Genomic DNA, 23,598 nt, shown 5'->3' with positions numbered 1-23,598 from the left:
CATCGATGTCGACTGACACGCCGCCTTCGCGAGCAAGCCCGCTCCCACAGGGATCTACAGCATTACTTCATTTCGACGATGACTTCTTCATTCCACTTCTGAGGCAGGGCCTTGGAAGTCTTCTCCCACGCATCCGCGTCCTTGATCGGCGTGACCTTCTTGTACTGCTCGTTCGGCAGCAGCTTGGCCTGCACTTCGGCTGGCAGGGTCAGGTGCTCGGCACGGATCGGACGGGCATTGCCCTTGGCCAGGTTGATTTGGCCGGCATCGCTGAAGATGTACTCGCGGGCCAGCTTGGCGGCGTTCGGGTTCTTCGCGTACTTGTTGATGATGGTGGTGTAGCCGGAAATCACCGAACCGTCGGACGGGATCAGCACCACGTAGTCATCCGGGTTGGCCATCTTGGCCTTGTAGCTCAAGCCGTTGAAGTCCCAGACCACGCCGACTTCGATCTCGCCCTTTTCCATGGTGGCAATGGTCGGGTTGGCCATCGACAGACGCCCTTGCTTGGCGATGTCGGCGAACAGCTCCAATGCAGGCTTCAGGTTCTTCTCGTCGCCACCGTTGGCCAGTGCAGCGGCCAGTACGCCGTTGGCGGCCTGGGCTGCGGTGCTCACGTCACCGATGGACACCTTGTATTTGCCGCCCTTGAGGTCAGCCCACTTGGTTGGGGCTTCCGAGCCGTGCAGCAGTTTCTTGTTGACGATGAAAGCGATGGTGCCGGTGTAGGCCAGGGCCCAGTGGCCATCCTTGTCTTTAGCCCAGGTCGGCACCTGGTCCCAGGTGGATGGCTTGTAGGGTTGGGTAACGTTCTGCTTGACCGCGATCGGGCCGAACGCTGCACCGACGTCGCCGATGTCGGCGCTGGCGTTGTCTTTTTCAGCGGCGAACTTGGCGATCTCCTGGGCCGAGCTCATGTCGGTATCGATGTGTTTCAGGCCGTACGTCTTGGCCAGGTCTTCCCAGGTGCCTTTCCAGTTGGCCCAGTCATCGGGCATGCCGACGCTGTTGACGGCGCCTTCCGCTTTCGCAGCGGCTTCCAGGGTTTTCAAATCATCAGCCGCCATGGCGGCGGTGCACATTGCAATGGTCGAGCCTAACAGTGATGCCAGGAAAAACTGTTTCATTCCGAAGCTCCTTGGGTCGTGTTCAACGCTGCGATTGCGGTTTGTGTTGGTCTAGGTCAGCAATACCTGAGCCAATTTAAGGGGGCTGGATGACACTTTGATGTCGTTCGTCGCCCTGGATGACTATTTGTTCGACGGTATCGCCAGTGGCCTGCTAAGCGTAGACCATGGTCAAGGCCCCGGCTGGCAAGGGACTTGGCCGATGAATTGCAGGTTCTTGCAGCCAGCGAATGGCGACCGTTGGGCAGCTTTGTCACATCTCGGTCATCTGCACTGCCTACGCTTGCAAGCTATTGAACGAGCCGGATTACGCTGCGGTTCTGCCCCGAATTGGTGCTGGTCTAGTCCAGATAGGAAACGTTGATGCGTGACGAGGCAACAAAAGCGGTAACAGCCATCGGTCAGGTGCTTCAGGAGCAGATCGACCATGGACTGTTGACTCCCGGCAGCAAATTGCCGGCCGAGCGCAAGCTCAGTGAATTGTTCGGCACCACGCGGATCACTTTGCGTGAGGCGTTGTTGCAGTTGGAGTCACAAGGGCAGATCTACCGCGAGGAGCGCCGCGGCTGGTTCGTCTCGCCGCCACGCTTGGCGTACAACCTGATGCAGCGCAGCCACTTTCACGCGATGGTCAGCGCCCAGGGGCGGGTGCCGTCCACCGAAGTGATTTCGGCGCGCTTGCAACCAGCATCGGCAGCGGTCTGCGCCTGGTTGCAATTGCCGGCGCTGTCGAGCGTGATCCAGATCTGCCGCTCACGGCGGATCGACGGGCGACTGGTGCTGTATGTGGAGCACTATCTGAACCCGCAGTATTTTCCCGGGATCCTCGATTTCGATTTGAATCAGTCAATCACCGAGTTGTATGCGCGGCATTACGATTTGCACTACGGGCGGGTGCGTTTCGAGATTGTGCCCACGGCCTTGTCGGTGGACGCGGCGGCGGCGTTGAAGGTGTCGGCGGGCAGCCCGGGCTTGCAGATTGCCCGGGTCAACTATGACCAGCATGAACGCTTGATCGACTGCGACCTGGAGTTCTGGCGGCATGATGCGATTCATGTCGGGGTGGATGTGGTCTAACGTCCGACCCACCTACACGGACTGTTCTGGCGTACCACCCGCGGTAATCACCTGAATGCTCATCCGCGGTGTCGCCAGATCCAGTCCGGCTTCATCCATGTGCCGCTTGAGCGACAGGTTGAACGCTCGCGACACTTCCCACTGCTTGATTGGCGCGGTCTTGAAGCGGGCGCGGAGGATCGCGTTGCCCGATTCGAAGCTTTCCACTCCCTGAAACTCCAGTGGCGACCAGATATTGCGCCGTTGCAGCGGGTCGGTGCGCATTTTCTGGCCGACTTCGCGCATCAGTTTGATTGCGTTGTCGATGTCCATGCTGGCCGGCACTGCGACCCGGAAGATCGCGTAGCCGAATTCCCGGGAGTAGTTCTTGATGCTTTTGATTTCACTGAACGGAATGGTGTGGACGATGCCATCGATGTCCCGCAGGCGCACGGTACGGATGGTCAGGCCTTCAACCGTGCCGAGGTGGCCGCCGACATCCACGTAGTCGTCGATGGCCAGGGAGTCTTCGATGATGATGAACAACCCGGTAATCAGGTCGGCTACCAGCGACTGCGCACCAAAGCCGATGGCCAGGCCGATCACGCCGGCACCGGCCAGCAGTGGCGTGACGTTCATGCCCATGTTCGCCAGGGCGACGATCAGCGCGACGATGAAAATGGCCACGAACAGCACGTTGCGAATCAGCGGCATCATCGTCTGCGCGCGGGCATTGGCCAGACCTTTGCGCGAGCGGGTCAGCGCGTGATGCACGGCGGTGTCGCTGAGAATCCAGATCAGCCAGGCGAACAGCAGCGTGCCAGCGAGGCTGAACAGCTTGACGCTGATTTCGTGGCCGTCGCCTTCGGTAAAGCGGATCAACGACATGCCCCAGACCCGCAGGCCGAGTTCGATGAAGGCCAGCCACACCAACAGGTGGACGATGGTGTAGAAGAAGTTTTTCAGCCGTTCCGAATACACCGCGTAGCGTCGGATGCCGCGCTGCGGTTTGAGGGCGTGGCGGCGTACCAGGCCGTTGATGACCATGCACAACACCAGCAAAACCGTGCAGATCAGCGACTGGCGCAGGGCGGTGCTGGTGTCGCCGGCGGAAATGAATGTCGCGAACAGGGAGATGGCCACCAGCACCAGTGCCGGCACGTACCAGAAGGTGCCGAGAATCGACAGGGTGTCGTTGAGGGCGCGTCGGGTCAGGCGTCGGGACAGCGGCTGGTTGCGGATCAGGTGGGCGATCGGCCGGCGGAAGCGCAGGATGAACCGCCCCGTGGAAAGCGCTGCCAGGACATTGGCGACAGTCGCGGCGGTATGGGCCAGATGGCTGCCGAGGCTGTCGACCAGTTGCGGATCGCTCAGCGCTTCACCAAACGCGGCAAAGCTGCCGATCAGCCACAGTGGCCGAAACGCCTGGTGCCGCAGGATGTACAAGGCGCGGTGGCGATGTGGGCCGTCGAGCAGGGAAAAGGCAATCACGCAGATGGCCGAGAAGCAGGTGCCGACCACCAGTGCATAGGCCAGTACCATGGCCAGGCTTTTGCCCAGGGACGAGGGCAGGGCGTAGCTCATGTAGACCGTGATCACCAGGGCGATCAGCCATGGCCCGAGTTTGCGCAAGGCGAAGCGCAACATGTCGAGGGCCCGGGGGTGTTGCGGCAGTTCTTCAGGCAGGCCGAAACGCATCCGCACCCGGTGGCTGATCCAGATCAGGGCGGCGGCCAGCAGGCTCCAGACCACCAGGATCATGGCGAAGGCGAAAAGCATGGGCAGCCATTCGTTGGCCGGCAACGCCAGCGCCACCAGTTCTTCCCTGGCCTGATCGAACTCACTGGACCAGCGCGTGAGCGGACTGTCGTCGCCGGTAAACTTCTTCTCGATATTGGTCAAGGTTCCGCCGATCAGGCCCAGCACGCCTTCTTCGGTAATCGGCTGGGCCTTTTTGGTGGCGTCACGGAGCTTTTTCAGGTCGGCCAGCAGCTTGGTACGTTGCTGATCGTTCTCCAGCGACTTGATCACTTCGTCCAGGGATTGCCCCAACGGCTCCTGTGCCTCGGGCTGGGTCTTGGCCTGGCTGGTGAGCAGGCTTGGCAAGCCGGCCGCCTGGGCGGGCGCCACTGACAGCAGCGTCATCAGGCAGGCAAGGAAAATACACGGGAGGGCAAAAAGACGAGCGAACACTAGGCGGTCAACCTCGCAAGGGGCGGATCGACCGAGTGTACGAGCGCGTCAAAATCAATGCGAGCCAAGGGCGATGAATTATTCGTTGAGTTTGGCGAGGATCTTGATCACCACGGTCGCGAGAATGGTCAGCATGCCGATCCACATGACAAACACACCGGCATTCTTGTCGCGAAAGTTGAAGCCGACGGCGAGTATCAGCATCCCGGCAAGAATCGGGATGAGCATGGCGTGAAAGGTGGACATCGAAATCATGGTGACAGCCTTGTCGAAGGGATACTGGGAGTCTAGGCAGCTTTTTTGCGCGGTGTTGCCTGTCCGTCTGTCTGTAGGAGCGAGCTTGCTCGCGATGGACTTCAAGGCGCTGCGTTTATCCAGAAAGCACGCGTAATCGTTCACGTCCATCGCGAGCAAGCTCGCTCCTACAGGGTATTGCGGGGTTTACGGCAAATCGCGGCAGGCGTAGAACGCGCTCAGCACCTTGACCAGGTGAGCCAGGTCATGGCTGCCGCACAGTTCGCGGATCGAGTGCATGGCGAACGTCGGCAGGCCGATGTCCACAGTGCGCACACCCAGGTGGCTGGCGGTGATCGGGCCGATGGTCGAACCGCAGCCCATGTCGCTGCGCACCACGAAGCTTTGCACCGGCACTTCTTCAGCCATGCACAGGTGACGGAAGAACCCGGCGGTTTCGCTGTTGGTGGCGTAGCGCTGGTTGCTGTTGACCTTGATCACCGGGCCGGCATTGAGTTTCGGGCCGTGGTTGGCATCGTGCTTGTCGGCGTAGTTCGGATGCACGCCGTGGGCGTTGTCGGCCGAAACCAGCAGGGATTTCTGAATGGTGCGTACAAACTCGTCACCTTCGGGCAGCAGGCGACGCAAGGTTTGCTCGAGCATCGGGCCGTCGGCGCCGCAGGCCGAGCAGGAACCCACCTCTTCGTGATCGTTGCACACCAGCACGCAGGTTTCGTCGGTCTCGGCCGTCAGCAACGCTTGCAGGCCGGCGTAGCACGACAGCAGGTTGTCCAGGCGCGCACCGGCAATGAAGTCGCCATGCAAGCCAATGACCGCAGCGCTTTGGGTGTCGTAGAAGCTCAGCTCGTAATCGAGCACCACGTCCGCGTTCAAGCCGTGTTCACGGGCGAGTTGGTCGGTGAGTACCGCGCGGAAGTCCACGCGCTCGTCACCGGCAAATTGCGCGAGGATCGGCGGCAGTTCGGTCTGGGCGTTGATTGCCCAGCCCATGTTGGCTTCGCGGTTTAGGTGAATCGCCAGGTTCGGAATGATCGCGATCGGAGCCTCGAAGTCGATCAACTGGCTCTCGACCTTGCCATCACGCCGGAAGGTTACGCGGCCCGCCAGCGACAGGTCGCGGTCGAACCACGGTGCCAGCAGCGCACCGCCATACACTTCGACGCCCAATTGCCAGAAGCCCTGGCGTTGCAGTTCCGGTTGCGGCTTGACCCGCAGGCACGGGCTGTCGGTATGGGCGCCGACCAGGCGAATGCCGCCGTGCAGGGGCGAGTGGCGGCCCATCTTGATTGCGACAATCGAAGAGTCGTTGCGGGTGACGTAGTAGCGACCGTTGGCTTCGGTATTCCACGGCTCGCGTTCGTCGAGGCGCTGATAGCCCGCCGCTTCCAGGCGCTTTACAAGGCTGGCGGTGGCATGGAACGGGGTAGGGGAGGCCTTGAGAAAATCGATCAGGCCTTGGTTCAACTCTTCGCGCATAAAGTAGCTCCAGACAGCAATGGCGCCAGTTTAACGTATTGGCTTGGTAAATGGCGCCGCACTGATGGTGGGGCTGGTCACCGAAATCGAATCTGGAGGAGATCCCTTGTGGGAGCGGGCTTGCTCGCGAAGGCGTCGGGTCAGTCAATACATCGTTGAATGACACACCGTATTCGCGAGCAAGCCCGCTCCCACAGTTTCAGAACGGTGCCGGGCACTCGAAGCGCAGGCGTTCGCCGGTCTGGGGATGGGTGAACGTGAGCATGCTCGCGTGCAGGCACAGGCGCGGCCAGGCCGCCAGCGCCTGCTCATGGGCATACAGCCCGTCACCCAGCAGCGGATGACCAATGGAGAGCATGTGCACGCGTAACTGGTGGGAGCGGCCGGTGATCGGTGTCAGCTCGACGCGACACCAGTCGCCACAACGTTCGAGCACTCGCCAGAAGGTCAGCGCATGTTTGCCGAATTCGTGATCGACCACATGCCTTGGCTTGGTCGGCGGGTCGTAGCGCAGCGGCAAATCGATGCTGCCACTGTCCAGTTCGGGTTGACCCCAGCACAAGGCGGTGTAGGCCTTTTCGGTTTCGCGGTCGTGAAATTGCCGGGACAGCTCGCGATGGGTGTCCGGATCGCGGGCCAACAGGATGATGCCCGAGGTCTCCCAGTCCAGCCGATGGACGATCCGCGCTTCCGGGTAGCCGTTTTCTTGCAGGCGGGTAATCAGGCAGTCCTTGTTGTCATCGGCCCGGCCAGGGACGGAGAGCAACAGGGTCGGTTTGTTCACCACCAGTACGGCGGCGTCCTGATGGATGATTTGGACGTTGGACAACGGCATTAAAACAGCCTCGTAACAAACGCCAACGGCGGTTCAGGCCCCCCGCAGTCGCGCGTGGGGTCTGAACCGCCGTGGCTCCAGCCGGATCGACTCAGCGATCAGGCAGGGTGATATTGAGTTCCAGAATCGAGCAGCTGCCCTGGCTTTCCAGTGCGACATGCACGTCATCGGACCCGATATTGACGTACTTGCGGATCACCTCGACCAGTTCCTTCTGCAAGGCCGGCAGGTAGTCCGGGGTACTGCGTTGGCCGCGTTCGTGCGCCACGATGATCTGTAGACGCTCTTTCGCTACCGACGCGGTGCTTTGCTTTTTGTTGGCACGAAAGAAGTCAAAAAGGTTCATTGCTTAGTTGCCTCCAAACAGGCGCTCGAAGAATCCCTTCTTCTGTACATCGAGGAATCGATGATCCACGGTCTTGCCCAGCAGGCGGTCAACGGTATCGCTGTAGGCTTGGCCGGCATCGCTCTGGTCGTCGAGAATCACCGGAACACCCTGGTTGGATGCCTTGAGCACCGCCTGGGATTCCGGGATCACGCCGAGCAGGGTCACCGAAAGGATTTCCTTGACGTCTTCTACGCCGAGCATTTCGCCTTTGCTCACACGTTCCGGGTGATAACGGGTAATCAGCAGGTGTTCCTTGATCGGGTCTTCGCCGCGTTCGGCACGACGGGACTTGCTGGCCAGCAGGCCGAGCATGCGGTCCGAATCTCGTACCGAGGAGACTTCCGGGTTGGTCACGACGATCGCTTCATCGGCGAAGTACATGGCCAGGTGGGCGCCTTTCTCGATGCCCGCCGGGGAGTCGCAGACCACGAACTCAAAGTCTTCCTTGAGTTGCATCAGGACTTTTTCCACGCCTTCGACTGTCAGCGCGTCTTTGTCGCGGGTCTGGCTGGCGGCCAGCACGTAGAGGTTTTCCAGGCGCTTGTCTTTGATCAGGGCCTGTTGCAGGTTGGCTTCGCCGTTGACCACGTTGACGAAGTCGTAAACCACACGACGCTCGCAACCCATGATCAGGTCGAGGTTACGCAAACCCACGTCGAAGTCGACGATAACTGTTTTGTGACCGCGCAGAGCGAGGCCGGTACCGATAGCGGCGCTGGTGGTGGTCTTACCCACACCACCCTTGCCGGATGTAACCACGAGAATCTTGGCCAAGGTGTTTCACCCCTAAGGAAAAAGGACTTTTCAGTCCCTGAAAAACATCTCCTGTAAAACTACTGCAGTCGGACAGCCTTGGCTGGAATCCGGTTTTGAGCGGCGTTTACCCCCGGTAAACACTGCTTTCGGCCTTTTTCCTACTTCGTTTGAGCCGTTTTCGCTACGTTTTAGAGATGCTTGGAAAATGCGGCAGTATCCGTTAAAGCCGAATGATGTTCAACACGTCGCCGGACAGGCTGACCTGCACACCCGAACCCCATAGCGGGTCGCGGCGCAGATCTTCGGAAACCTTGTAATGCCCGGCGATGGAAATCAGTTCAGCACTCATTTGCTGACAGAAAATCCGCGCCTTGGTGTCGCCCTTGACGCCGGCCAACACGCGACCGCGCATCGGGCCGTATACATGGATGTTGCCATCGGCGAGAAGTTCCGCCCCCGGGCTGACCGAGGAAATTACCACCAGGTCGCTGCCCTGGGCATAAATCTGCTGGCCACCGCGTACCGGCGAGGTGATGATTTTCGTCGGCTTGATGGTTGGCTCTGGCGGTTTTTCCGGTTTTTTCTTCGGTTCGCCTTCGCTCAGGTCCAGTGGACGCTCCCGGGCACCGGACGGTGGCAGCACCGGCAGGTCGACCGCGATGGCGGCGGCAATGTCTTCGATACGGCTGGCGCGGATCGCCAGGGTCCGCAGGCCATGCTGGCGGCAGACGCGCATCAGCCCCGGCAGATCGACAGCGCCTTCGTTGGCCGGGAGTTTGTCCAGGGCCAATACCAGCGGCGCGTTGCTGAAGAAGTTGGGCGCCTGGGCGACCTTGGCGGCCAGTTGCCGATCAAGGCTTTCAAGGTCGTTACGGGCCAGTTCCAGCACCGTAATGGCCAGCATGCTGCCCTTCAACTGGAACACGGGATCTTGGTCTAGCGGTTCGGTTTGGCTCATGGTCGGCATACAACGACTTGTCACTAAAAGTGCCGAGACTTATAACGAGAACGCCCGCAGGCCGCAAGCCGGGTCGAACGATGTAGAATGCGCGGCCATTGTCATTCCGGAAGCATTAATGGACCGCCCGCGTTTTCGAAAAGCATTTCTATCTCCACGTTTCTGGCCGCTGTGGTGTGGCCTGGGGCTGTTGTGGCTGATCGTCCAGTTGCCGTATCCGGCACTGCTGTGGATCGGTCGCGCACTGGGCGCATTGATGTATCGCGTGGCCGGCGACAGACGGCGCATTGCCCAGCGCAACCTGGAACTGTGCTTTCCTGAAAAAACCGCCGCCGAACGCAAGCGCCTGCTCAAGGAAAACTTCGCCTCCACCGGCATCGCTTTTTTCGAGATGGCGATGAGCTGGTGGTGGTCGCGTAAGCGCCTGGCGACTCTCGCTCACGTTGAAGGGCTGGAATATCTGCAGCAGGCCCAACGCGAAGGCAAGGGCGTGATCCTGATGGCCCTGCATTTCACCACTCTGGAAATCGGCGCGGCGCTGCTCGGCCAGCAACACACCATCGACGGCATGTACCGCGAACACAAGAATCCATTGTTCGACTACATCCAGCGCCAGGGCCGCGAGCGGCACAACCTCGATTCGCTGGCGGTGGAACGCGAAGACGTGCGCGGCATGCTCAAATTGCTGCGCTCGGGCCGCGCGATCTGGTACGCACCGGATCAGGACTACGGCGCCAAGCAAAGCATTTTCGTGCCGCTGTTCGGCATTCAGGCCGCGACCGTTACCGCCACCAGCAAATTTGCACGGCTGGGCAAGGCGCTGGTGGTGCCGTTCACCCAGGAGCGCCTGGCGGACGGCAGCGGGTATCGCCTGGTGATCCATGCGCCGCTCGAAGGCTTCCCCGGCGAAACCGAAGAAGCCGACTGCCTGCGCATCAATCAGTGGATCGAAGGCGTGCTGCGCGAGCATCCCGAGCAATACCTGTGGGCCCACCGCCGCTTCAAGAGCCGTCCACCGGGCGAGCCGAAGCTGTACGCCAAACGCGTGTAGGAGCGAGCTCGCTCGCGATGGTGGCCAACGATAACGCGGGGTACCTGACACCCCGCGGCGTTTTCACGACCATCGCGAGCAAGGGAACAGGTCGAAGCAACGAAATCCCATCAGGCACCAAGGAGAGTTGTGCATGAGTCCAGGCGAACCGGTTACAGGGTTGATTCTTTCCGGCGGCGGGGCTCGGGCGGCCTATCAAGTCGGCGTGCTGGCGGCGATTGCCGAATTGCTGCCGCCGGGGGCGAGCAATCCGTTTCCGGTGATCGTCGGCACCTCGGCGGGCGCGATCAACGCAGTCAGCCTCGCCAGTGGGGCGATGGACTTTCGTAACGCCATCGAACGCCTGACGGCCTTCTGGCAGGGTTTTCGCAGTCATCGGGTATTGCGCAGCGACTGGCCCGGGGTGATCCGCCAGGCCAGCCGCTTTGTCAGCCACAGTTTGCTCGGCATCGGTAAACACATGCCGGTGGCGCTGCTCAACAGTTCTCCGCTGCGCCATCTGCTCAACGACAAGCTGCATATGGGCGGCATCGCCGAAGCGATCGCACAGAAGCAATTGCATGCGGTGGCGGTCACGGCGTTCGGCTATGAGTCCGGTCAGGCAGTCACCTTCTATCAGGGCGGCGGCAAGATCGATGCCTGGTTGCGCCATCGACGCATCGGCGTTCCCACCCAATTGTCCGTCGAACACCTGCTCGCCAGTTCGGCCATTCCACTGCTGTTCGCCCCGGTGAAAATCGGCGAGGAGTACTTCGGTGATGGCGCGGTGCGTCAGTCGGCGCCGATCAGTCCGGCGCTGCACCTGGGCGCCAGTCGCGTACTGGTGGTGGGCGTCAGCGGCAACCCGCGTGGCTTTGATCCGGCGCAGCCACTGCAACGCGCTTACACCGGGCAACAACCCACCCTGGCGCAGATCGGCGGGCACATGCTCAACAGTACGTTCATTGATAGCCTGGAAAGTGACATCGAGTTGCTGCAGCGCTTGAACCAGTTCAGCCACCTGATGCCCGACGGTACGCCGACCCGCGCCTTGGGCGTGGCGCCGGTGGACGTGCTGGTGATTTCACCAAGCCAACCGATCGACGAAATTGCCGCGCGACATCGCCAGGAATTGCCGCCTGCATTGCGTCTGTTCCTGCGCGGGCCGGGCGCGACCAAGACCAGTGGGGCAGGGGTTTTGAGTTACCTGCTGTTCGAGGCGGGGTATTGCAGCGAGTTGATCGAACTGGGGCGGCGGGATGCGTTGGCCAAGCGCGGGGAGTTGTGCCGGTTTCTGGGGATAGTGGAGCCTTTGGTTTCGGCTTGAGATCGGCGGTGCGGCTATCTCTTGTAGGAGCGAGCTTGCTCGCGATGGAGGAAAGGACGCCGCGGGGTATCAGGACCCCAGCGTTATCGTTCACGACCATCGCGAGCGGGCTCGCTCCTACAGGAGGTTTTCAGATCAGAAGTGAACCTTGACCAGGAAGCTGGTCACGCTCTGATCGGTCTTGAAGCCCTGGCTGTCTTCGATCCCGTACTTGTTTTTCCAGTAGTCATACTCGACACCGACGTACAACTGCTTGGCACCCAGGTTCAGCGCCTTGCCCAGGTCGTATTTGACCTGCGGATTGAAGTGCAGGTTGGCGTGGTATTCGCCTTTTTTGTTCACATCATTGTCGACGACCCAATCCATGAAGCCGTCGATCAGCACGTCCGAGCCACCCACCGGGATGGTGTAGGACCAGACCGGCGTGACCTGCCAGATGTTGTCGCCCGGGCGGTCGCCTTCGGTGTGACGGTTGTAGAAGTTCAACTGGAAGTAGTCGAAGCCCGGGATGGCCAGGTCGAAGCCTGGACCGATCAGGTAGGACTCGGTGTCGTCTTCACCGAACTCGTAGGTCATGGCCAGCAGCACGTCCTTGATCGGGCCGAACTCGAATTTCTGGTCGAAGATCTTGTTGAACGACAGGCGTGGGCTGAACTCGCCATAGTGGGTGTTCTTACCCGCAAAGGCGTCTTCCTTGCCGTTGTAGAAGATTTTGTCGATGAAGAAGAAGTTGTCGCCGTACTTCCAGCCATCGGCGTGTTCGAAGGTCACCGTCTGCTGGATGCGCGGGTTGACCTGGAAGTCCTTGCCATACAGGTAGGTCAGGCTGTTGTTCTGCCACTGCAGCAAATCGCCGGCCATGGCCTGGCCCCCGGCCAGCATCGATCCCGCCAGCATCAGGCTAGTGCACGTACGTTTCATTCGGTTGCTCCCAAAAAGTAGGTGGTTCCACGTTATTTTTTTAAGGTCGGCGCTCTGGTGTGGCGCCTGTTTCCGTAGCGGTAAAAAATTATCCATTCGGTCAGCTTCAGTGCTGTTGGCAAGAGCTGGGCCAAGGCTTTCAAAAAGCAAAAAAACTCCCGTTCGGCGGCTCAAGAGCAGTCGATTGAGAGGGGTTTTGGAGTGCCTTGGTGCCTGCCAGCGCCGGGATAAGTTGGCCTGCTGGTCAGGTTTTAAATCCGGGCTTTTTTTTAAACCGGATTCGGGCGGCCGCGGAGAATACTGACTCCTCGGCCAGGTCTCAAGTGCTCCGCAACGGCGCACCGACGACAGGTTTGGGGCGCGGTTGCGGGGCAGCATCAGAAATGCACCTTCACCAGCAGGCTGGTGGTGTTTTCATTGGTGTCGAAGTGGCTGCTGTTTTCGATGCCGTACTTGTCTTTCCAGTAGCTGTATTCGGCGCCGACATACACCTGTTTCTCCCGCCAGCCCAAGGCCTTGCCCAGGTCGTACTTGATCTGCGGGTTGAAGTGCAGGTTGGCGTGATAAGTGCCGTGTGAGTTCTGGTCGTTATCCACCACCCAGTCCATGTAGCCGTCGATCAACAGGTTCGAGTTGCCCAATGGCAGGGTGTAGGACCAGGCCGGCGTGATCTGCCAGACATCGTCGCCGGGACGCGAGCCTTCGGTCTGACGGTAATAGAAGTTCAAGGTGAAGAAATTGAAGCCCGGTACCGCGAGGTCGAAACCAGGGCCGATCAGGTAGGCCTCGGTGTCGTCTTCGCCGTTCTCGTAGGTCATGGCCAGCAGCACGTCCTTGACCGGGCCGAATTCGAAACGGCGGTCGAGGATCTTGCCGAAGGAGAGGCGCGGGCTGAACTCGCCGTAATAGGCGTGGACGCCTTTGTTCCGGTCTTTGTCGCCGTTGTAGTAAGTGCTGTCGATGAACATGAAGTTGTCGCCGTACTTCCAGCGGTCGGCGTGTTCGAAGGTGATCGTCTGCTGGATGTGCGGGTTGACCACGAAATCCTTGCCGTACAGGTAGCTCAGGCTGTTGGTCTGCCACAGCAGCAAATCGCCGGCCATGGCCTGACTCGCGGCCAGCAGGCCGCCACACAACAGCACGTTGGTTTGTGTCCGAATCATCTGTTGCTCCCTCTTGTTTTTATTTTTGCGAGGCGCAGGCAGCCCCAAACCCTGTAGGAGCGAGCTCGCTCGCGATGGTCGTCAACGATTACGCGTGTTGTCTGAATACCCGTGGTGCTCTCGGGTCCATCGCGAGCAAGCTCGCTCCTACAGGGGGGGGCGTGTCTTTACCTGTCAGTGGGCGTGGCAGTCGTTGACGGCTGCGCGTTCGGCGCCGCCAAGGATGTTGAACAGCAGGTTCAGCGTCAGCGCGCTGAGGGTGGCCATGGCGATGCCGCTGTGGGTGATCGGACTCATCCACACGGGCAGGTGGGCGAAAAACTCCGGGCGCACCACCGGGATCAGACCCATGCCGATGCTCACCGCAACCAGTAACTGGTTGCGACGGTCACCGATGTCGGCTTCCTGGAGAATCTTGATCCCGGTGGCGGCGACCATGCCGAACATCGCGATCGCTGCGCCACCCAGTACTGCCGGAGGAATCGAGGCCACCAGGAACGCGGCTTTGGGCAGCAGGCTCAGCACGATCAACAACCCGCCGGCGACGATGGTCACCGAACGGCAGCGCACGCCGGTCATCTGCACCAGGCCGATGTTCTGGGCGAAGGAGGAGTGGGTGAAGGTGTTGAAGAACCCGGCGAAGAACGAAGCGCCGGCATCGCACAGCAAGCCGCGGCGCAGCATCCGTGGGCAAACTTCCTGGCCGGTGATCTTGCCCAGCGCCAGGAACATCCCGGTGGACTCGACGAAGATGATCACTACCACCAGGCACATCGAGAGGATCGGTGCCAGTTCGAATTTCGGCATGCCGAAATGCAACGGGGTGACGAATTGCAGCCACGGCGCCTGAGCCATGCCACTGAGGTCGACCATGCCGAGCAGGCCGCAGAGCACGTAGCCCAGGCACATGCCGATCAGCACGGAAATATTGACCCAGAAACCGCGCATGAAGCGGTGCACCAGCAAAATGGTACCCAGTACCAGCGCGGCAATGGTCAGGTAGATGGGGGAGCCGAATTGAGCGGCGTCAGCACCACCGCCGGCCCAGTTCACGGCCACGGGGAACAGCGACAAACCGATCGAGGTGATGACCGTGCCGGTCACCAGCGGCGGGAAGAAGCGTACGACTTTGGACATGAACGGGGCGATGAGCATGCCGAAGAACCCGGCGGCGATGGTGGCGCCGAAGATCCCCTGCAGGCCGATACCGGGCATGCCGGCCATGGCGACCATGCTGCCGACGGCGGCGAAACTGGCGCCCATCATCACTGGCATGCGAATGCCCATGGGGCCGATGCCGAGGGACTGGACGATGGTGGCAATACCGGCCACCAGCAGGTCGGCATTGATCAGGAAGGCGATTTCTTCACGACTCAGGCCTGCGGCCTGTCCGATGATCAGCGGCACTGCGATGGCTCCGCCGTACATCAGCAGAACGTGTTGCAGGCCAACCAGGATCAGTTGCAAAAGGGGCAAACGCTGAATGGCGGGTGCGTCGGGGATGCGCGCTTCGGATAGCTCGGACATGCAACACCTCGGATCTTTTTTATTCTTTTGATTTTGTGCATCAGGCAAACCTGTGGGAGCGGCGATGCGGCGTCCCGACTTGCTCGCGAAGAGGCCATAACATTCAACATTGTTGTTGACTGACCCGACGCCTTCGCGAGCAAGCCCGCTCCCACAGGATTGATGGTGTCCATGTGGGAGCGAGCCTGCTCGCGAAGCTTTTTACTTAGTTGGTCGGAGCACCCTGAACAATCCAGGCACCGATCAGGTCACGTTCCTGCTGGGTCATCTGTGTGATGTTGCCCAGTGGCATGATCTGGCTGGTGACGGCTTGCGCCTGGATGCGAGCCGCGTTCTGGCGGATCTGCTCGGGGGTGTCGAACATCACACCGGCAGGGGCCGCGCTGAACAGAGGGCTGGTCGGCTTGGCCGAATGGCAAACCGCGCAACGTTCCTGAATCACGCTGTGCACTTTGTCGAAGCCTGGGCCGGCATTGGATGCTTGCGCCGGTGCAGCTGCAGGCGCTTCGGCAGGTTTTGCTTCAGCAGGTTTCAAACCACCACCCACGGCTGTTTCCGGCAATGGTTGGTATTCGATTTTCGCCGGTGCCTTGGCCACTTCCGGGCTGTTCAACGGCGCAGGGCCGGTGACGTAAGCCAGGCTGATCATGCCGACGGCTGCCACAGGCAGGGTCCAGGCAAACTTGTGGCTGTCGTGACGGGTGTTGAAGTAGTGACGCACCAACACCGCCAGAACCGCGATCCCGGCCAGGATCAACCAGTTGTACTGGCTGCCGTAGGTGCTCGGGAAGTGGTTGCTGATCATGATGAACAGCACAGGCAAGGTGAAGTAGTTGTTGTGGCGCGAACGCAGCAGGCCTTTGGCCGGCAGTGCCGGATCGGGTGTGCGGTTTTCGGCGATCGCCGCGACCAGTGCGCGCTGCGCCGGCATGATGATGCGGAACACGTTGCCGACCATGATGGTGCCGATGATCGCGCCGACGTGCAGGTACGCACCCCGCCCGCTGAACACTTTGCTGAAGCCGTAGGCCGCGCCGATGATCAGTACGAACAGGATGAAACCCAGCAGGGCAGGGCGTTTGCCCAGGGCCGAATCGCACAGGAAGGAGTAGATGAACCAGCCGATGAACAACGAGCCGAGGCCGATGGCCACGCCTTCAGGACCGCTCAGGGTGCTGCCCGGAGCCAGCAGGTAGAGCGTCGGGTTGGAGTAGAACACCACGCACAGCAGCGCGATACCCGACATCCAGGTGAAGTAGGCTTCCCATTTGAACCAGTGCAGGTTGTCCGGCATGGTCGGTGGAGCCAGTTTGTATTTTTCCAGGTGGTAGATACCGCCGCCGTGGATCGCCCACAAATCGCCAGCCAGACCGCTTTTCGGGTTGACCCGATTGAGGTTGTTTTCCAGCCATACGAAATAGAACGACGCACCGATCCAGGCCACGCCAGTAATCATGTGAACCCAGCGCACGCTCAGGTTCAGCCATTCCAACAGATGTGCTTCCACAGTCTTTACCTCTCGCCCGTCACTCTTGTTGTCGAGTGATCGGACCTTCTCTTATTGGTGGGGGGCGAGGATCAAACGCTCATCCTCTTTGAAAAAATGCTCATCGCAGTTATTGCCTGTGCCACTGCGATCAACCACCAGGAAGTCATCCCGCTTTTCGATCGTCAGCACCGGGTGGTGCCAGACGCCGCGATGGTAATTAATGCCCTGCCTGCCGTTGGTGACGAAGGCGCGGACCAAGCCTGATACAGGTTCATCGCCAAGTGGCGCGACCACGATCAGAAAGGGGTTGCCGAGCAGCGGAATGAAAGCCTGGCTGCCCAGCGGATGACGCTCCAGCATGCTGACGGTCAGCGGCATGTCCTGCGCGTCGGCGCGGAAGATGCTGATGATCGCCTTGTCCTCTGGCGTGGCGGTTTCCACCGACGCCAGTTTGTGGAAGCGCATGGTCGAACCGTTGTTGATCATGAAGTGATCGCTGCCGTCGGTTTCGATCACGTCACCGAAAGGGGCGAAGGCTTCTTTGGTCAGCGGTTCAATCGTCAGTGTGCGCATGCTGGTCTTCTTAATCTGTTTAGGTATTGATGGTTCTTTGTAGGAGCGAGCTTGCTCGCGATGGTCGTCAACGAAAACGCGCCCAATCTGAATGAACACGGTGTCTTGACGTTTTTCGCGAGCAAGCTCGCTCCTACAGGCTCAGCATTACTTCGCTACCTTGCCCAAAACGCGCAGGCGGCTTACACCACCATCCGGGAACACGTTCAGGCGGATGTGGGTGATCGGACCCAACGCCTTGATCTGCTCGGCGAAGGTGTGTTCGGCGTGCATTTCCAGCTTCTGGCTTGGCAGCAGTTCGCGCCAGAACAGCGACTGGGTTTCGATCTGGCTGTCGGTACCGCCCTTCACGAAGGCGCCCTGGATCGAGCAGCTGTCCGGGTAGTTGCCCTTGAAGTGCAGGGTGTCGACGATGACTTTCTCGACTTCACCGGCATGACCCAGGGCGACGATGACCCAGTCATTGCCCGGAGTACGACGACGCGCGGTTTCCCAGCCATCGCCCATGTTGATGCCGCGACCCGGGTTGAGGATGTTGCTCATGCGGCCGAAGTGTTCGTCGGAGCAGGCGAGGGCGCGGCCGCCGTTGAGGGCCGCGGCCAGGTCGACTTGCTCGTTGTCGCCGATGGCCGACCAGTCGCGGAACGGCACACCGTACACACGCAGACGGGCTACGCCGCCATCCGGGTAGATGTTGAAGCGCAGGTGGCTGAAGGCCTGGTCGTTGTTGATTTCGTGGTAGTGGTGGCTGTTGCCTTGCAGCTCGACGGCCGACAGCACTTCAACCCACTGGGTGTTTTCGTTCGGCTCGCCCGAGGCCAGGAAGCAGGCTTCCAGGGAGGCCGACGGCGGGAAGTTGCCGGTGAAGAATGAAGTGTCGATGTCGACGCCCTTGATCGAACCTGGCACGCCCAGGCGAATCACTGCGCTGTCGAAGCCTTCGAAGCGCTTGCGACGCGATTCCCAGCCGTCCATCCACTTGCCGTTGTCATCGAACACGCCCTCCTTCCATACGGCCGGGGTCGGTTGGAACAGACGGTTGGCGTCTGCGAACCAGTCATCGGTGACCGAGATGATTTTGGTGCCCAGGCGGGCATCGGCCAGGTTGACGAACTTCTCGAAAGGTACGGCGTAAGCTTTCATTCTTCTTGTCTGCCTTTAAATAAGTGGCTTGGGATACTTGCCAGGCCCCGGGCGGTTTCGGCGTTCTTGAGTCCGCCGGGGCCAGGCTTGCTATAGGGTCAGTAATCGGAACAGGGCGATCTTGTTGATCTCCGCCAACGCGCACTTGAACTCGGTGTCGACCGGGTTGTGGATGCGCGTTTCGAACGCTGCGAGGATCTGATGCCGGTTGCTGCCTTTTACCGCCATGATGAAGGGAAACTTGAACTTGGCCTTGTAGGCGTCGTTCAGCTCGGTGAAGCGAGAAAACTCTTCGGCCGTGCATTGGTGAATACCGGCGCCGGCCTGTTCATTGGTGCTGGCTTCGGTAAGTTGGCCCTGGACGGCGGCTTTGCCGGCCAGGTCCGGGTGAGCGTTGATCAGGGCCAGCTGACTGGTGTGATCGGCGCTCAACAGGATGTCGCTCATGCGCTGGTGCAGGGTTTCGATCTCGTCGATCGAAGCGTCCTGGCCCAGGTCGAAGGCTTTCTCGGCCACCCATGGCGAATGTTCGTAGATGTCGGCGAAAGCGGCGACGAAAGCATCGCGGCTCAGGGTCGATGGTTTGACGGTTTGAAAGGTGCTCATTTGGCAGCCCCTGTGTACGGGTGGGTTTCGTGCCAGTGGCGCGCGATGTCGACGCGACGGCTGAACCACACCTGTTCATGACTTTTAGCGTATTCGATAAAGCGCTTGAGCGAAGCCAGACGCGCCGGACGGCCGATCAGGCGGCAGTGCAGGCCGATCGACAGCATCTTCGGTGCCTCGGCGCCTTCGGCGTAGAGCACGTCGAATGCATCCTTGAGGTATTCGAAGAAGTCGTCGCCCTTGTTGAACCCCTGGACCTGGGTGAAGCGCATGTCGTTGGTGTCCAGGGTGTACGGGATCACCAGGTGCGGCTTGCCGGTCGGGTTGTTCGGTTCCCAGTAGGGCAGGTCGTCGTCGTAGGTGTCGCAGTCGTAGAGGAAACCGCCTTCTTCCATCACCAGGCGACGGGTGTTCGGGCCGGTGCGGCCGGTGTACCAGCCCAGCGGGCGTTCGCCGGTGATCTCGGTGAGGATGCGGATCGCTTCGAGCATGTGCTCGCGTTCCTGGGTTTCATCCATGTACTGGTAGTCGATCCAGCGATAGCCGTGGCTGCAGATCTCGTGGCCGGCATCGACCATGGCGCGGATCACGTCCGGGTGACGCTGGGCGGCCATGGCCACGGCGAAGATGGTCAGGGGAATGTCGAATTCCTTGAACAACTTCAGGATCCGCCACACGCCGGCACGGCTGCCATACTCGTAAAGGGATTCCATGCTCATGTTGCGCGCGCCTTGCAGCGGTTGCGCAGAAACCATTTCCGAGAGGAACGCTTCGGACTCTTTGTCGCCGTGCAGGATGTTGCGCTCGCCACCTTCTTCGTAATTGAGTACGAACGACAGGGCGATTCGGGCATTGCCCGGCCAGTGTGGGTGCGGAGGGTTACTGCCGTAACCGACCAGGTCGCGTGGGTAGTCAGCGCTCACTGCAGGCTTCCTTCTTATTCGATGATGACGGTTGGTGTGACGCAGCTGAAGATTGAATGGCAGGCTGGCGTCACAGCGATGGGCTGATTGTATACAACTTTATATTCACTTTGTAAGCCTGAATTTTCGCATTTTTCACCGGCCGTCATCTTTTACTGCGATTGGCGTGAGCCTGCAAGAAATCTGCCTGACTGGTCAGTAATTTGATGAGGGGGTCATAGGCTGTGCGGTTTGGCCAGAAATCGATGCTAAATGCGCCGGTGGCAGGGATTATGGGAAAAATGTCGTTTTTATTGTGTACAATTTTTTTGAAAAGTGTCTTAATCAATCGCTCGCCGCAGCTTTTCGTGCTCCGAATCGGTGCGGTCTCCTTTTCAACTGACTTCGGGAGGCGCGAAGTCTGACTGCTCCACGCAGGCAGGCGCGCAGAATCAATGGGACGTTTGACTACACACGTTTTGGACGCAGCACACGGTTGCCCGGGCAGCTCGATCAAGGTTGAGTTGTACCGCGTTGAAGGTTCGCAGCTGGAATTGGTCGCCACTGCTATCACCAACAGCGATGGCCGTGTCGATGCACCGCTGCTGCAAGGCGATGACTACCGCACCGGGGTCTATCAGGTTCAGTTTCATGCCGGCGATTACTACCGCGCCCGTGGCGTCAAGCTGCCGGAGCCGGCTTTCCTGGATGTCGTGGTGCTGCGTTTCGGCATCTCCGCCGAGCAGGATCACTACCACGTGCCGCTGTTGATTTCGCCTTACAGCTATTCCACCTATCGCGGCAGCTGATCCCCCAAGCAGCTGCTGCACCCTGGAAGCGACTGCGCATATAGCTTCTTTGGTCTTTCGCCCGCTCACACTGCGGGCTTTTTTTCGCCTTGCGAAAATCGGTGCCTGTGATGCCGTCTTCGCGAGCAAGCCCGCTCCCACACTGGATCATCTTCGAACACAAATACCCTGTTCACTGAAGATCAACTGTGGGAGCGGGCTTGCTCGCGAAGCTTTTGCTGTTAGCGGCTCAACAGAGACGCAGCACCCGCGCCACTGAACAAGCCCGCACTGATCCTGTTGAACCAACTCTGCCCCTTGCCGCTGCGCAGATACCGCGCCGCACCATGGGCGCCGAGGCCATAGGCCAATTTGCACAGCAGGTCGAGCAGGGTCCAGGTCGCGATCATCACCAGCAATTGCGGCAGGAACGGCTGTTCGGCACTCAAGAACTGCGGCAGGAAAGCGGCGAAGAACAGAATGTCTTTCGGGTTGCTCGCACCCAGCATGAACGCACGCCCGAACAGTGCACGAAAGCGTGGCACCGCTGCTGCCTGTGGCACTTCAGCGCCGTGGGACGGCTGGCGCGACTGCTGCCAGCTCTGCCAGGCGAGGTAGAACAGGTAAAGCGCGCCAAGAATCTTCAGGGCGCTGAACAACTGTTCCGAAGCCAACAGCAACGCACCCAGGCCCAACGCCGAAGCACTCAACAAGCAGATCGAGGCCGATACGCCGCCAAGAAAGGCCGGACAGGAGCGGCGCAGGCCGTAATTCAGGCTGTTGCTGATCATCAGCAAAGACAGCGGCCCCGGGATCAGGATCACTATCAGCGCAGCGCCGCTGAACAGCAGCCAGGTTTCCAGACTCATCACTTTCCTCCATTTGCACAAAAGCCCCACCCGACGGGGTGAGGCTGTTTTCAAGCCGGTACGGCGTGTGGTTTACAAGAAGATGAACTTGGCGATGAAGATCGCACAGAGCACCCACAGGCTGACCGAGATTTCCTTGTACTTGCCGGTGCCGGCCTTCAGCGCCACGTAGGTGATGAAGCCCAGCGCGATACCGTCGGCGACCGAGAAGGTCAGCGGCATCATGATTGCGGTGACGATCGCCGGAATGCTGTCGGTCGCTTCGTCCCATTCGATGTGGGCCATGCCGCCCATCATCAGCATTGCCACATAAATCAGTGCGCCAGCGGTGGCATAGGCGGGAATCATGCCGGCCAGTGGTGCGAAAAACATTGCCGCAATAAATAGCACACCCACGGTGACTGCGGTAAGACCAGTCCGACCACCAGCGGCTACACCGGCAGCACTTTCCACATAGCTTGTCACTGGTGGAACACCCACCACTGCACCGAATACGCTGGAAGCACTGTCGGCTTTCATGGCGCGGGAAAGGTTTTCGATCCGGCCATCAGCGCCCACCAGGTTGGCGCGCTGGGCAACCCCCATCAAGGTGCCGGCGGTGTCGAACATGTGCACGAATAGGAACGCCAGGACCACACTGATCATGCTGACGTTGAACACGCCGGCGACGTTCATGGCCATAAAGGTCGGAGCCAGGCTCGGCGGGGCCGACATGATGCCCTCGTAGTGCACCAGCCCAAGGCCCCAGCCGGCGAGGGTCACGGTGATGATGCTGATGAGGATCGCGCCGAACACCTTGTGGTAGCTGAGGATGGCGATCATCAGGAAGCACACGGCGGCGAGCAACGGGCCGGGTTCGCGCAGGGAGCCGAGCTTGATCAGGGTGGCCGGGCTATCGACGACGATACCCGCGGTTTTCAGGCCGATCAGCCCCAGGAACAGCCCCACGCCTGCGCCCATGGCGAAGCGCAGGCTGACCGGGATGCTGTTGAGCAACCATTCGCGGATCCGCGAGAACGTCAGGATCATGAACAACACACCGGAAACGAACACCGCACCGAGGGCGGTTTCCCAGTTGTAGCCCATGGTGCCGACCACGGTGTAGGTGAAGAAGGCGTTCAGCCCCATGCCCGGTGCCAGGCCGACTGGCCAGTTGGCGTACAGGCCCATCAACAGGCAACCGAGTGCGGCGGCGATGCAGGTGGCGACGAACGCGGCACCGTGATCGATCCCGGCGTCGGCCATGATGTTGGGGTTGACGAAAATGATGTAGGCCATGGTGATGAAGGTTGTCAGTCCGGCAATCAACTCGGTCTTCACCGTGGTGCCATGCAAGCTGAGTTTGAACAGGCGTTCCAGCAAGCCATTGCGTAATGGCGGCGAGAGTTCCAGCGTCGATGCTTCGGATTTGCGGCTTTCCACAGCGAATACTCCTCAAGAGTTTTATTGTTATTTCCAGGGCCGGACCCATGAGGGTGGCAGCGGCCCTTTGAGGCACTTGCGAATTTGTTGACCGCTTGGTCAGGAACTCGCACGAGGTGGATTATGCTTTTGTATACAAAGAAAGCAAATAATGTTTTTGATTTTGTAGACGAAATATTTGGCAATAGGGATATATCGCCTATTCTGGCCTCTTCGTCGGAACGCCGCCCGGAGTAAGCCCGCTCCCACAGGGGGGAATGCGGTCGCCTGTGGGAGCGGGCTTGCTCGCGAAGGCGTCGGTTCAGCCACTACAAATCCAGCAGATTGAATACTCAGTCTGCCGACAACTGGCCTTTCCCCAACGCGAGGTTCACCGCCAACCACCCATTCACCGCTGTCTCCCCAGCCTCGGCAAACACCCGCTCGAGCAATTTCACCTGCTCGCGGCGCAACGACTGTTCGAAACGAGCGCCGTCATCGGTCAACTCCAGCAGCCGCTTACGCTTGTCCGACTCGGAAGCGACGCTGTCCACCAGATGCATTTCCACCAACTGACGCAGCGGCATGTTCAGCGCCTGCTTGCTCACCCCGAGCAATGCCAGCAGCTCCTTGACGCTCAGGTTCGGATAGCGGGCGATGAAAAACACGATGCGCTGATGCACCCGACTCAGGCCACGACGTTCGAGCATTTCATCGGCCTTGGCGGTGAAGGCCTGGTAGCCGAAGAAAAACGCTTCCATGGCTTGTTGCTGGGAAAGCGGGTTTTTAAGGTCAAGCATATTGACGTATCCATT

Annotated in this window: 23 protein-coding genes; 4 read left to right on the top strand and 19 right to left on the bottom strand. The window is 60.0% G+C overall.

Annotated features, from left to right (window positions below):
- Positions 1 to 62 precede the first annotated feature (62 nt).
- Entirely contained in the window at positions 63 to 1,127 is a 1,065-nt protein-coding gene (locus ACEN8Q_RS14810; RefSeq protein ID WP_057399361.1) for an ABC transporter substrate-binding protein, read from the bottom strand.
- Between the two features lie 363 nt (positions 1,128 to 1,490).
- Here ACEN8Q_RS14810 and ACEN8Q_RS14805 point away from each other — a divergent pair, with 363 nt between their 5' ends.
- The gene (locus ACEN8Q_RS14805) at positions 1,491 to 2,204 is read left to right on the top strand and encodes a UTRA domain-containing protein (protein WP_413427809.1); all 714 of its coding nucleotides are present in this window, start codon (positions 1,491 to 1,493) and stop codon (positions 2,202 to 2,204) included.
- Between the two features lie 12 nt (positions 2,205 to 2,216).
- Here the strand turns inward: ACEN8Q_RS14805 and ACEN8Q_RS14800 are convergent, their stop codons facing one another.
- The 7 genes from ACEN8Q_RS14800 to minC form a co-directional block, all read right to left on the bottom strand.
- On the bottom strand, positions 2,217 to 4,328 hold the full coding sequence (locus tag ACEN8Q_RS14800) for a mechanosensitive ion channel family protein (protein ID WP_413705405.1): 2,112 nt from the start codon (positions 4,326 to 4,328) through the stop codon (positions 2,217 to 2,219).
- Positions 4,329 to 4,454: 126 nt separating this feature from the next.
- Positions 4,455 to 4,631: a hypothetical protein gene (locus tag ACEN8Q_RS14795; RefSeq protein WP_413705404.1), complete on the bottom strand. Its 177-nt coding sequence runs from the start codon at positions 4,629 to 4,631 to the stop codon at positions 4,455 to 4,457.
- Between the two features lie 186 nt (positions 4,632 to 4,817).
- Complete coding sequence (locus ACEN8Q_RS14790; RefSeq protein ID WP_413705403.1) at positions 4,818 to 6,107, bottom strand: M18 family aminopeptidase; 1,290 nt, start codon at positions 6,105 to 6,107, stop codon at positions 4,818 to 4,820.
- Between the two features lie 199 nt (positions 6,108 to 6,306).
- Complete coding sequence (locus tag ACEN8Q_RS14785) at positions 6,307 to 6,942, bottom strand: RluA family pseudouridine synthase (protein WP_413427813.1); 636 nt, start codon at positions 6,940 to 6,942, stop codon at positions 6,307 to 6,309.
- 91 nt (positions 6,943 to 7,033) lie between these two features.
- A complete protein-coding gene (minE, locus tag ACEN8Q_RS14780) occupies positions 7,034 to 7,288 on the bottom strand; it encodes a cell division topological specificity factor MinE (protein ID WP_007974947.1) in 255 nt (84 codons plus the stop codon).
- A gap of 3 nt (positions 7,289 to 7,291) precedes the next feature.
- The gene (gene minD, locus ACEN8Q_RS14775; protein ID WP_007974946.1) at positions 7,292 to 8,104 is read right to left on the bottom strand and encodes a septum site-determining protein MinD; all 813 of its coding nucleotides are present in this window, start codon (positions 8,102 to 8,104) and stop codon (positions 7,292 to 7,294) included.
- A gap of 202 nt (positions 8,105 to 8,306) precedes the next feature.
- The gene (gene minC, locus ACEN8Q_RS14770; RefSeq protein WP_111282831.1) at positions 8,307 to 9,044 is read right to left on the bottom strand and encodes a septum site-determining protein MinC; all 738 of its coding nucleotides are present in this window, start codon (positions 9,042 to 9,044) and stop codon (positions 8,307 to 8,309) included.
- 118 nt (positions 9,045 to 9,162) lie between these two features.
- Between minC and ACEN8Q_RS14765 the strand changes: the two genes are divergently transcribed.
- Positions 9,163 to 10,095 carry a lipid A biosynthesis lauroyl acyltransferase gene (locus ACEN8Q_RS14765; protein WP_413427814.1) on the top strand — a complete coding sequence of 311 codons (933 nt, stop codon included), beginning with the start codon at positions 9,163 to 9,165 and terminating at the stop codon, positions 10,093 to 10,095.
- 133 nt (positions 10,096 to 10,228) lie between these two features.
- Entirely contained in the window at positions 10,229 to 11,401 is a 1,173-nt protein-coding gene (locus ACEN8Q_RS14760) for a patatin-like phospholipase family protein (protein ID WP_413427815.1), read from the top strand.
- 135 nt (positions 11,402 to 11,536) lie between these two features.
- Here ACEN8Q_RS14760 and ACEN8Q_RS14755 read toward each other — a convergent pair whose 3' ends face one another.
- The 8 genes from ACEN8Q_RS14755 to puuE all read right to left on the bottom strand — a co-directional run bounded on the left by ACEN8Q_RS14755 (position 11,537) and on the right by puuE (position 19,746).
- A complete protein-coding gene (locus ACEN8Q_RS14755) occupies positions 11,537 to 12,322 on the bottom strand; it encodes an outer membrane protein OmpK (protein WP_322614256.1) in 786 nt (261 codons plus the stop codon).
- Between the two features lie 377 nt (positions 12,323 to 12,699).
- Entirely contained in the window at positions 12,700 to 13,485 is a 786-nt protein-coding gene (locus ACEN8Q_RS14750; protein WP_413427816.1) for a hypothetical protein, read from the bottom strand.
- 174 nt (positions 13,486 to 13,659) lie between these two features.
- Positions 13,660 to 15,012 carry a nucleobase:cation symporter-2 family protein gene (locus ACEN8Q_RS14745; protein WP_413427817.1) on the bottom strand — a complete coding sequence of 451 codons (1,353 nt, stop codon included), beginning with the start codon at positions 15,010 to 15,012 and terminating at the stop codon, positions 13,660 to 13,662.
- 205 nt (positions 15,013 to 15,217) lie between these two features.
- A complete protein-coding gene (locus ACEN8Q_RS14740) occupies positions 15,218 to 16,519 on the bottom strand; it encodes a urate hydroxylase PuuD (RefSeq protein ID WP_007993089.1) in 1,302 nt (433 codons plus the stop codon).
- Positions 16,520 to 16,570: 51 nt separating this feature from the next.
- Positions 16,571 to 17,074 (bottom strand): ureidoglycolate lyase, encoded by a 504-nt coding sequence (locus tag ACEN8Q_RS14735; protein WP_150772621.1) that lies wholly within the window; start codon positions 17,072 to 17,074, stop codon positions 16,571 to 16,573.
- A gap of 147 nt (positions 17,075 to 17,221) precedes the next feature.
- On the bottom strand, positions 17,222 to 18,217 hold the full coding sequence (gene alc / locus ACEN8Q_RS14730; protein ID WP_008017682.1) for an allantoicase: 996 nt from the start codon (positions 18,215 to 18,217) through the stop codon (positions 17,222 to 17,224).
- A 90-nt stretch (positions 18,218 to 18,307) separates the two neighbouring features.
- Positions 18,308 to 18,823 carry a 2-oxo-4-hydroxy-4-carboxy-5-ureidoimidazoline decarboxylase gene (gene uraD, locus ACEN8Q_RS14725; protein ID WP_413427818.1) on the bottom strand — a complete coding sequence of 172 codons (516 nt, stop codon included), beginning with the start codon at positions 18,821 to 18,823 and terminating at the stop codon, positions 18,308 to 18,310.
- Positions 18,820 to 19,746 carry an allantoinase PuuE gene (gene puuE / locus ACEN8Q_RS14720; protein WP_413427819.1) on the bottom strand — a complete coding sequence of 309 codons (927 nt, stop codon included), beginning with the start codon at positions 19,744 to 19,746 and terminating at the stop codon, positions 18,820 to 18,822. Before puuE ends, uraD begins: the two co-directional genes overlap by 4 nt.
- Positions 19,747 to 20,180: 434 nt before the next feature.
- Here puuE and uraH point away from each other — a divergent pair, with 434 nt between their 5' ends.
- The gene (gene uraH / locus ACEN8Q_RS14715) at positions 20,181 to 20,534 is read left to right on the top strand and encodes a hydroxyisourate hydrolase (RefSeq protein WP_085723219.1); all 354 of its coding nucleotides are present in this window, start codon (positions 20,181 to 20,183) and stop codon (positions 20,532 to 20,534) included.
- A 221-nt stretch (positions 20,535 to 20,755) separates the two neighbouring features.
- Here the strand turns inward: uraH and ACEN8Q_RS14710 are convergent, their stop codons facing one another.
- From ACEN8Q_RS14710 to ACEN8Q_RS14700, 3 genes are all read right to left on the bottom strand, one after another.
- Positions 20,756 to 21,382: a LysE family translocator gene (locus ACEN8Q_RS14710; protein WP_413427820.1), complete on the bottom strand. Its 627-nt coding sequence runs from the start codon at positions 21,380 to 21,382 to the stop codon at positions 20,756 to 20,758.
- Positions 21,383 to 21,454: 72 nt separating this feature from the next.
- Positions 21,455 to 22,804, bottom strand: coding sequence for an NCS2 family permease (locus tag ACEN8Q_RS14705; protein WP_413427821.1), 1,350 nt, complete (start codon positions 22,802 to 22,804; stop codon positions 21,455 to 21,457).
- A 332-nt stretch (positions 22,805 to 23,136) separates the two neighbouring features.
- A complete protein-coding gene (locus ACEN8Q_RS14700; RefSeq protein ID WP_413705402.1) occupies positions 23,137 to 23,583 on the bottom strand; it encodes a MarR family winged helix-turn-helix transcriptional regulator in 447 nt (148 codons plus the stop codon).
- Positions 23,584 to 23,598 lie beyond the last annotated feature (15 nt).

This window comes from Pseudomonas sp. Pseusp16 (assembly GCF_047324915.1).
In the GTDB taxonomy this organism is placed as follows: domain Bacteria; phylum Pseudomonadota; class Gammaproteobacteria; order Pseudomonadales; family Pseudomonadaceae; genus Aquipseudomonas; species Aquipseudomonas fluorescens_CD.
The sequence above is the reverse complement of the archived record's forward strand: the minus strand, read 5'-3'. Positions and strand labels throughout refer to the sequence as shown.

Excerpts from the sequence above, each read along its gene's own strand:
- ACEN8Q_RS14810 (WP_057399361.1), bottom strand. The coding sequence starts at position 1,127 with ATGAAACAGTTTTTCCTGGCATCACTGTTAGGCTCGACCATTGCAATG.
- ACEN8Q_RS14805 (WP_413427809.1), top strand. The coding sequence starts at position 1,491 with ATGCGTGACGAGGCAACAAAAGCGGTAACAGCCATCGGTCAGGTGCTT.
- ACEN8Q_RS14800 (WP_413705405.1), bottom strand. The coding sequence starts at position 4,328 with ATGACGCTGCTGTCAGTGGCGCCCGCCCAGGCGGCCGGCTTGCCAAGC.
- ACEN8Q_RS14795 (WP_413705404.1), bottom strand. The coding sequence starts at position 4,631 with ATGATTTCGATGTCCACCTTTCACGCCATGCTCATCCCGATTCTTGCC.
- ACEN8Q_RS14790 (WP_413705403.1), bottom strand. The coding sequence starts at position 6,107 with ATGCGCGAAGAGTTGAACCAAGGCCTGATCGATTTTCTCAAGGCCTCC.
- ACEN8Q_RS14785 (WP_413427813.1), bottom strand. The coding sequence starts at position 6,942 with ATGCCGTTGTCCAACGTCCAAATCATCCATCAGGACGCCGCCGTACTG.
- minE (WP_007974947.1), bottom strand. The coding sequence starts at position 7,288 with ATGAACCTTTTTGACTTCTTTCGTGCCAACAAAAAGCAAAGCACCGCG.
- minC (WP_111282831.1), bottom strand. The coding sequence starts at position 9,044 with ATGAGCCAAACCGAACCGCTAGACCAAGATCCCGTGTTCCAGTTGAAG.
- ACEN8Q_RS14765 (WP_413427814.1), top strand. The coding sequence starts at position 9,163 with ATGGACCGCCCGCGTTTTCGAAAAGCATTTCTATCTCCACGTTTCTGG.
- ACEN8Q_RS14760 (WP_413427815.1), top strand. The coding sequence starts at position 10,229 with ATGAGTCCAGGCGAACCGGTTACAGGGTTGATTCTTTCCGGCGGCGGG.
- ACEN8Q_RS14755 (WP_322614256.1), bottom strand. The coding sequence starts at position 12,322 with ATGAAACGTACGTGCACTAGCCTGATGCTGGCGGGATCGATGCTGGCC.
- ACEN8Q_RS14750 (WP_413427816.1), bottom strand. The coding sequence starts at position 13,485 with ATGATTCGGACACAAACCAACGTGCTGTTGTGTGGCGGCCTGCTGGCC.
- ACEN8Q_RS14745 (WP_413427817.1), bottom strand. The coding sequence starts at position 15,012 with ATGTCCGAGCTATCCGAAGCGCGCATCCCCGACGCACCCGCCATTCAG.
- ACEN8Q_RS14735 (WP_150772621.1), bottom strand. The coding sequence starts at position 17,074 with ATGCGCACACTGACGATTGAACCGCTGACCAAAGAAGCCTTCGCCCCT.
- alc (WP_008017682.1), bottom strand. The coding sequence starts at position 18,217 with ATGAAAGCTTACGCCGTACCTTTCGAGAAGTTCGTCAACCTGGCCGAT.
- uraD (WP_413427818.1), bottom strand. The coding sequence starts at position 18,823 with ATGAGCACCTTTCAAACCGTCAAACCATCGACCCTGAGCCGCGATGCT.
- uraH (WP_085723219.1), top strand. The coding sequence starts at position 20,181 with ATGGGACGTTTGACTACACACGTTTTGGACGCAGCACACGGTTGCCCG.
- ACEN8Q_RS14710 (WP_413427820.1), bottom strand. The coding sequence starts at position 21,382 with ATGAGTCTGGAAACCTGGCTGCTGTTCAGCGGCGCTGCGCTGATAGTG.
- ACEN8Q_RS14700 (WP_413705402.1), bottom strand. The coding sequence starts at position 23,583 with ATGCTTGACCTTAAAAACCCGCTTTCCCAGCAACAAGCCATGGAAGCG.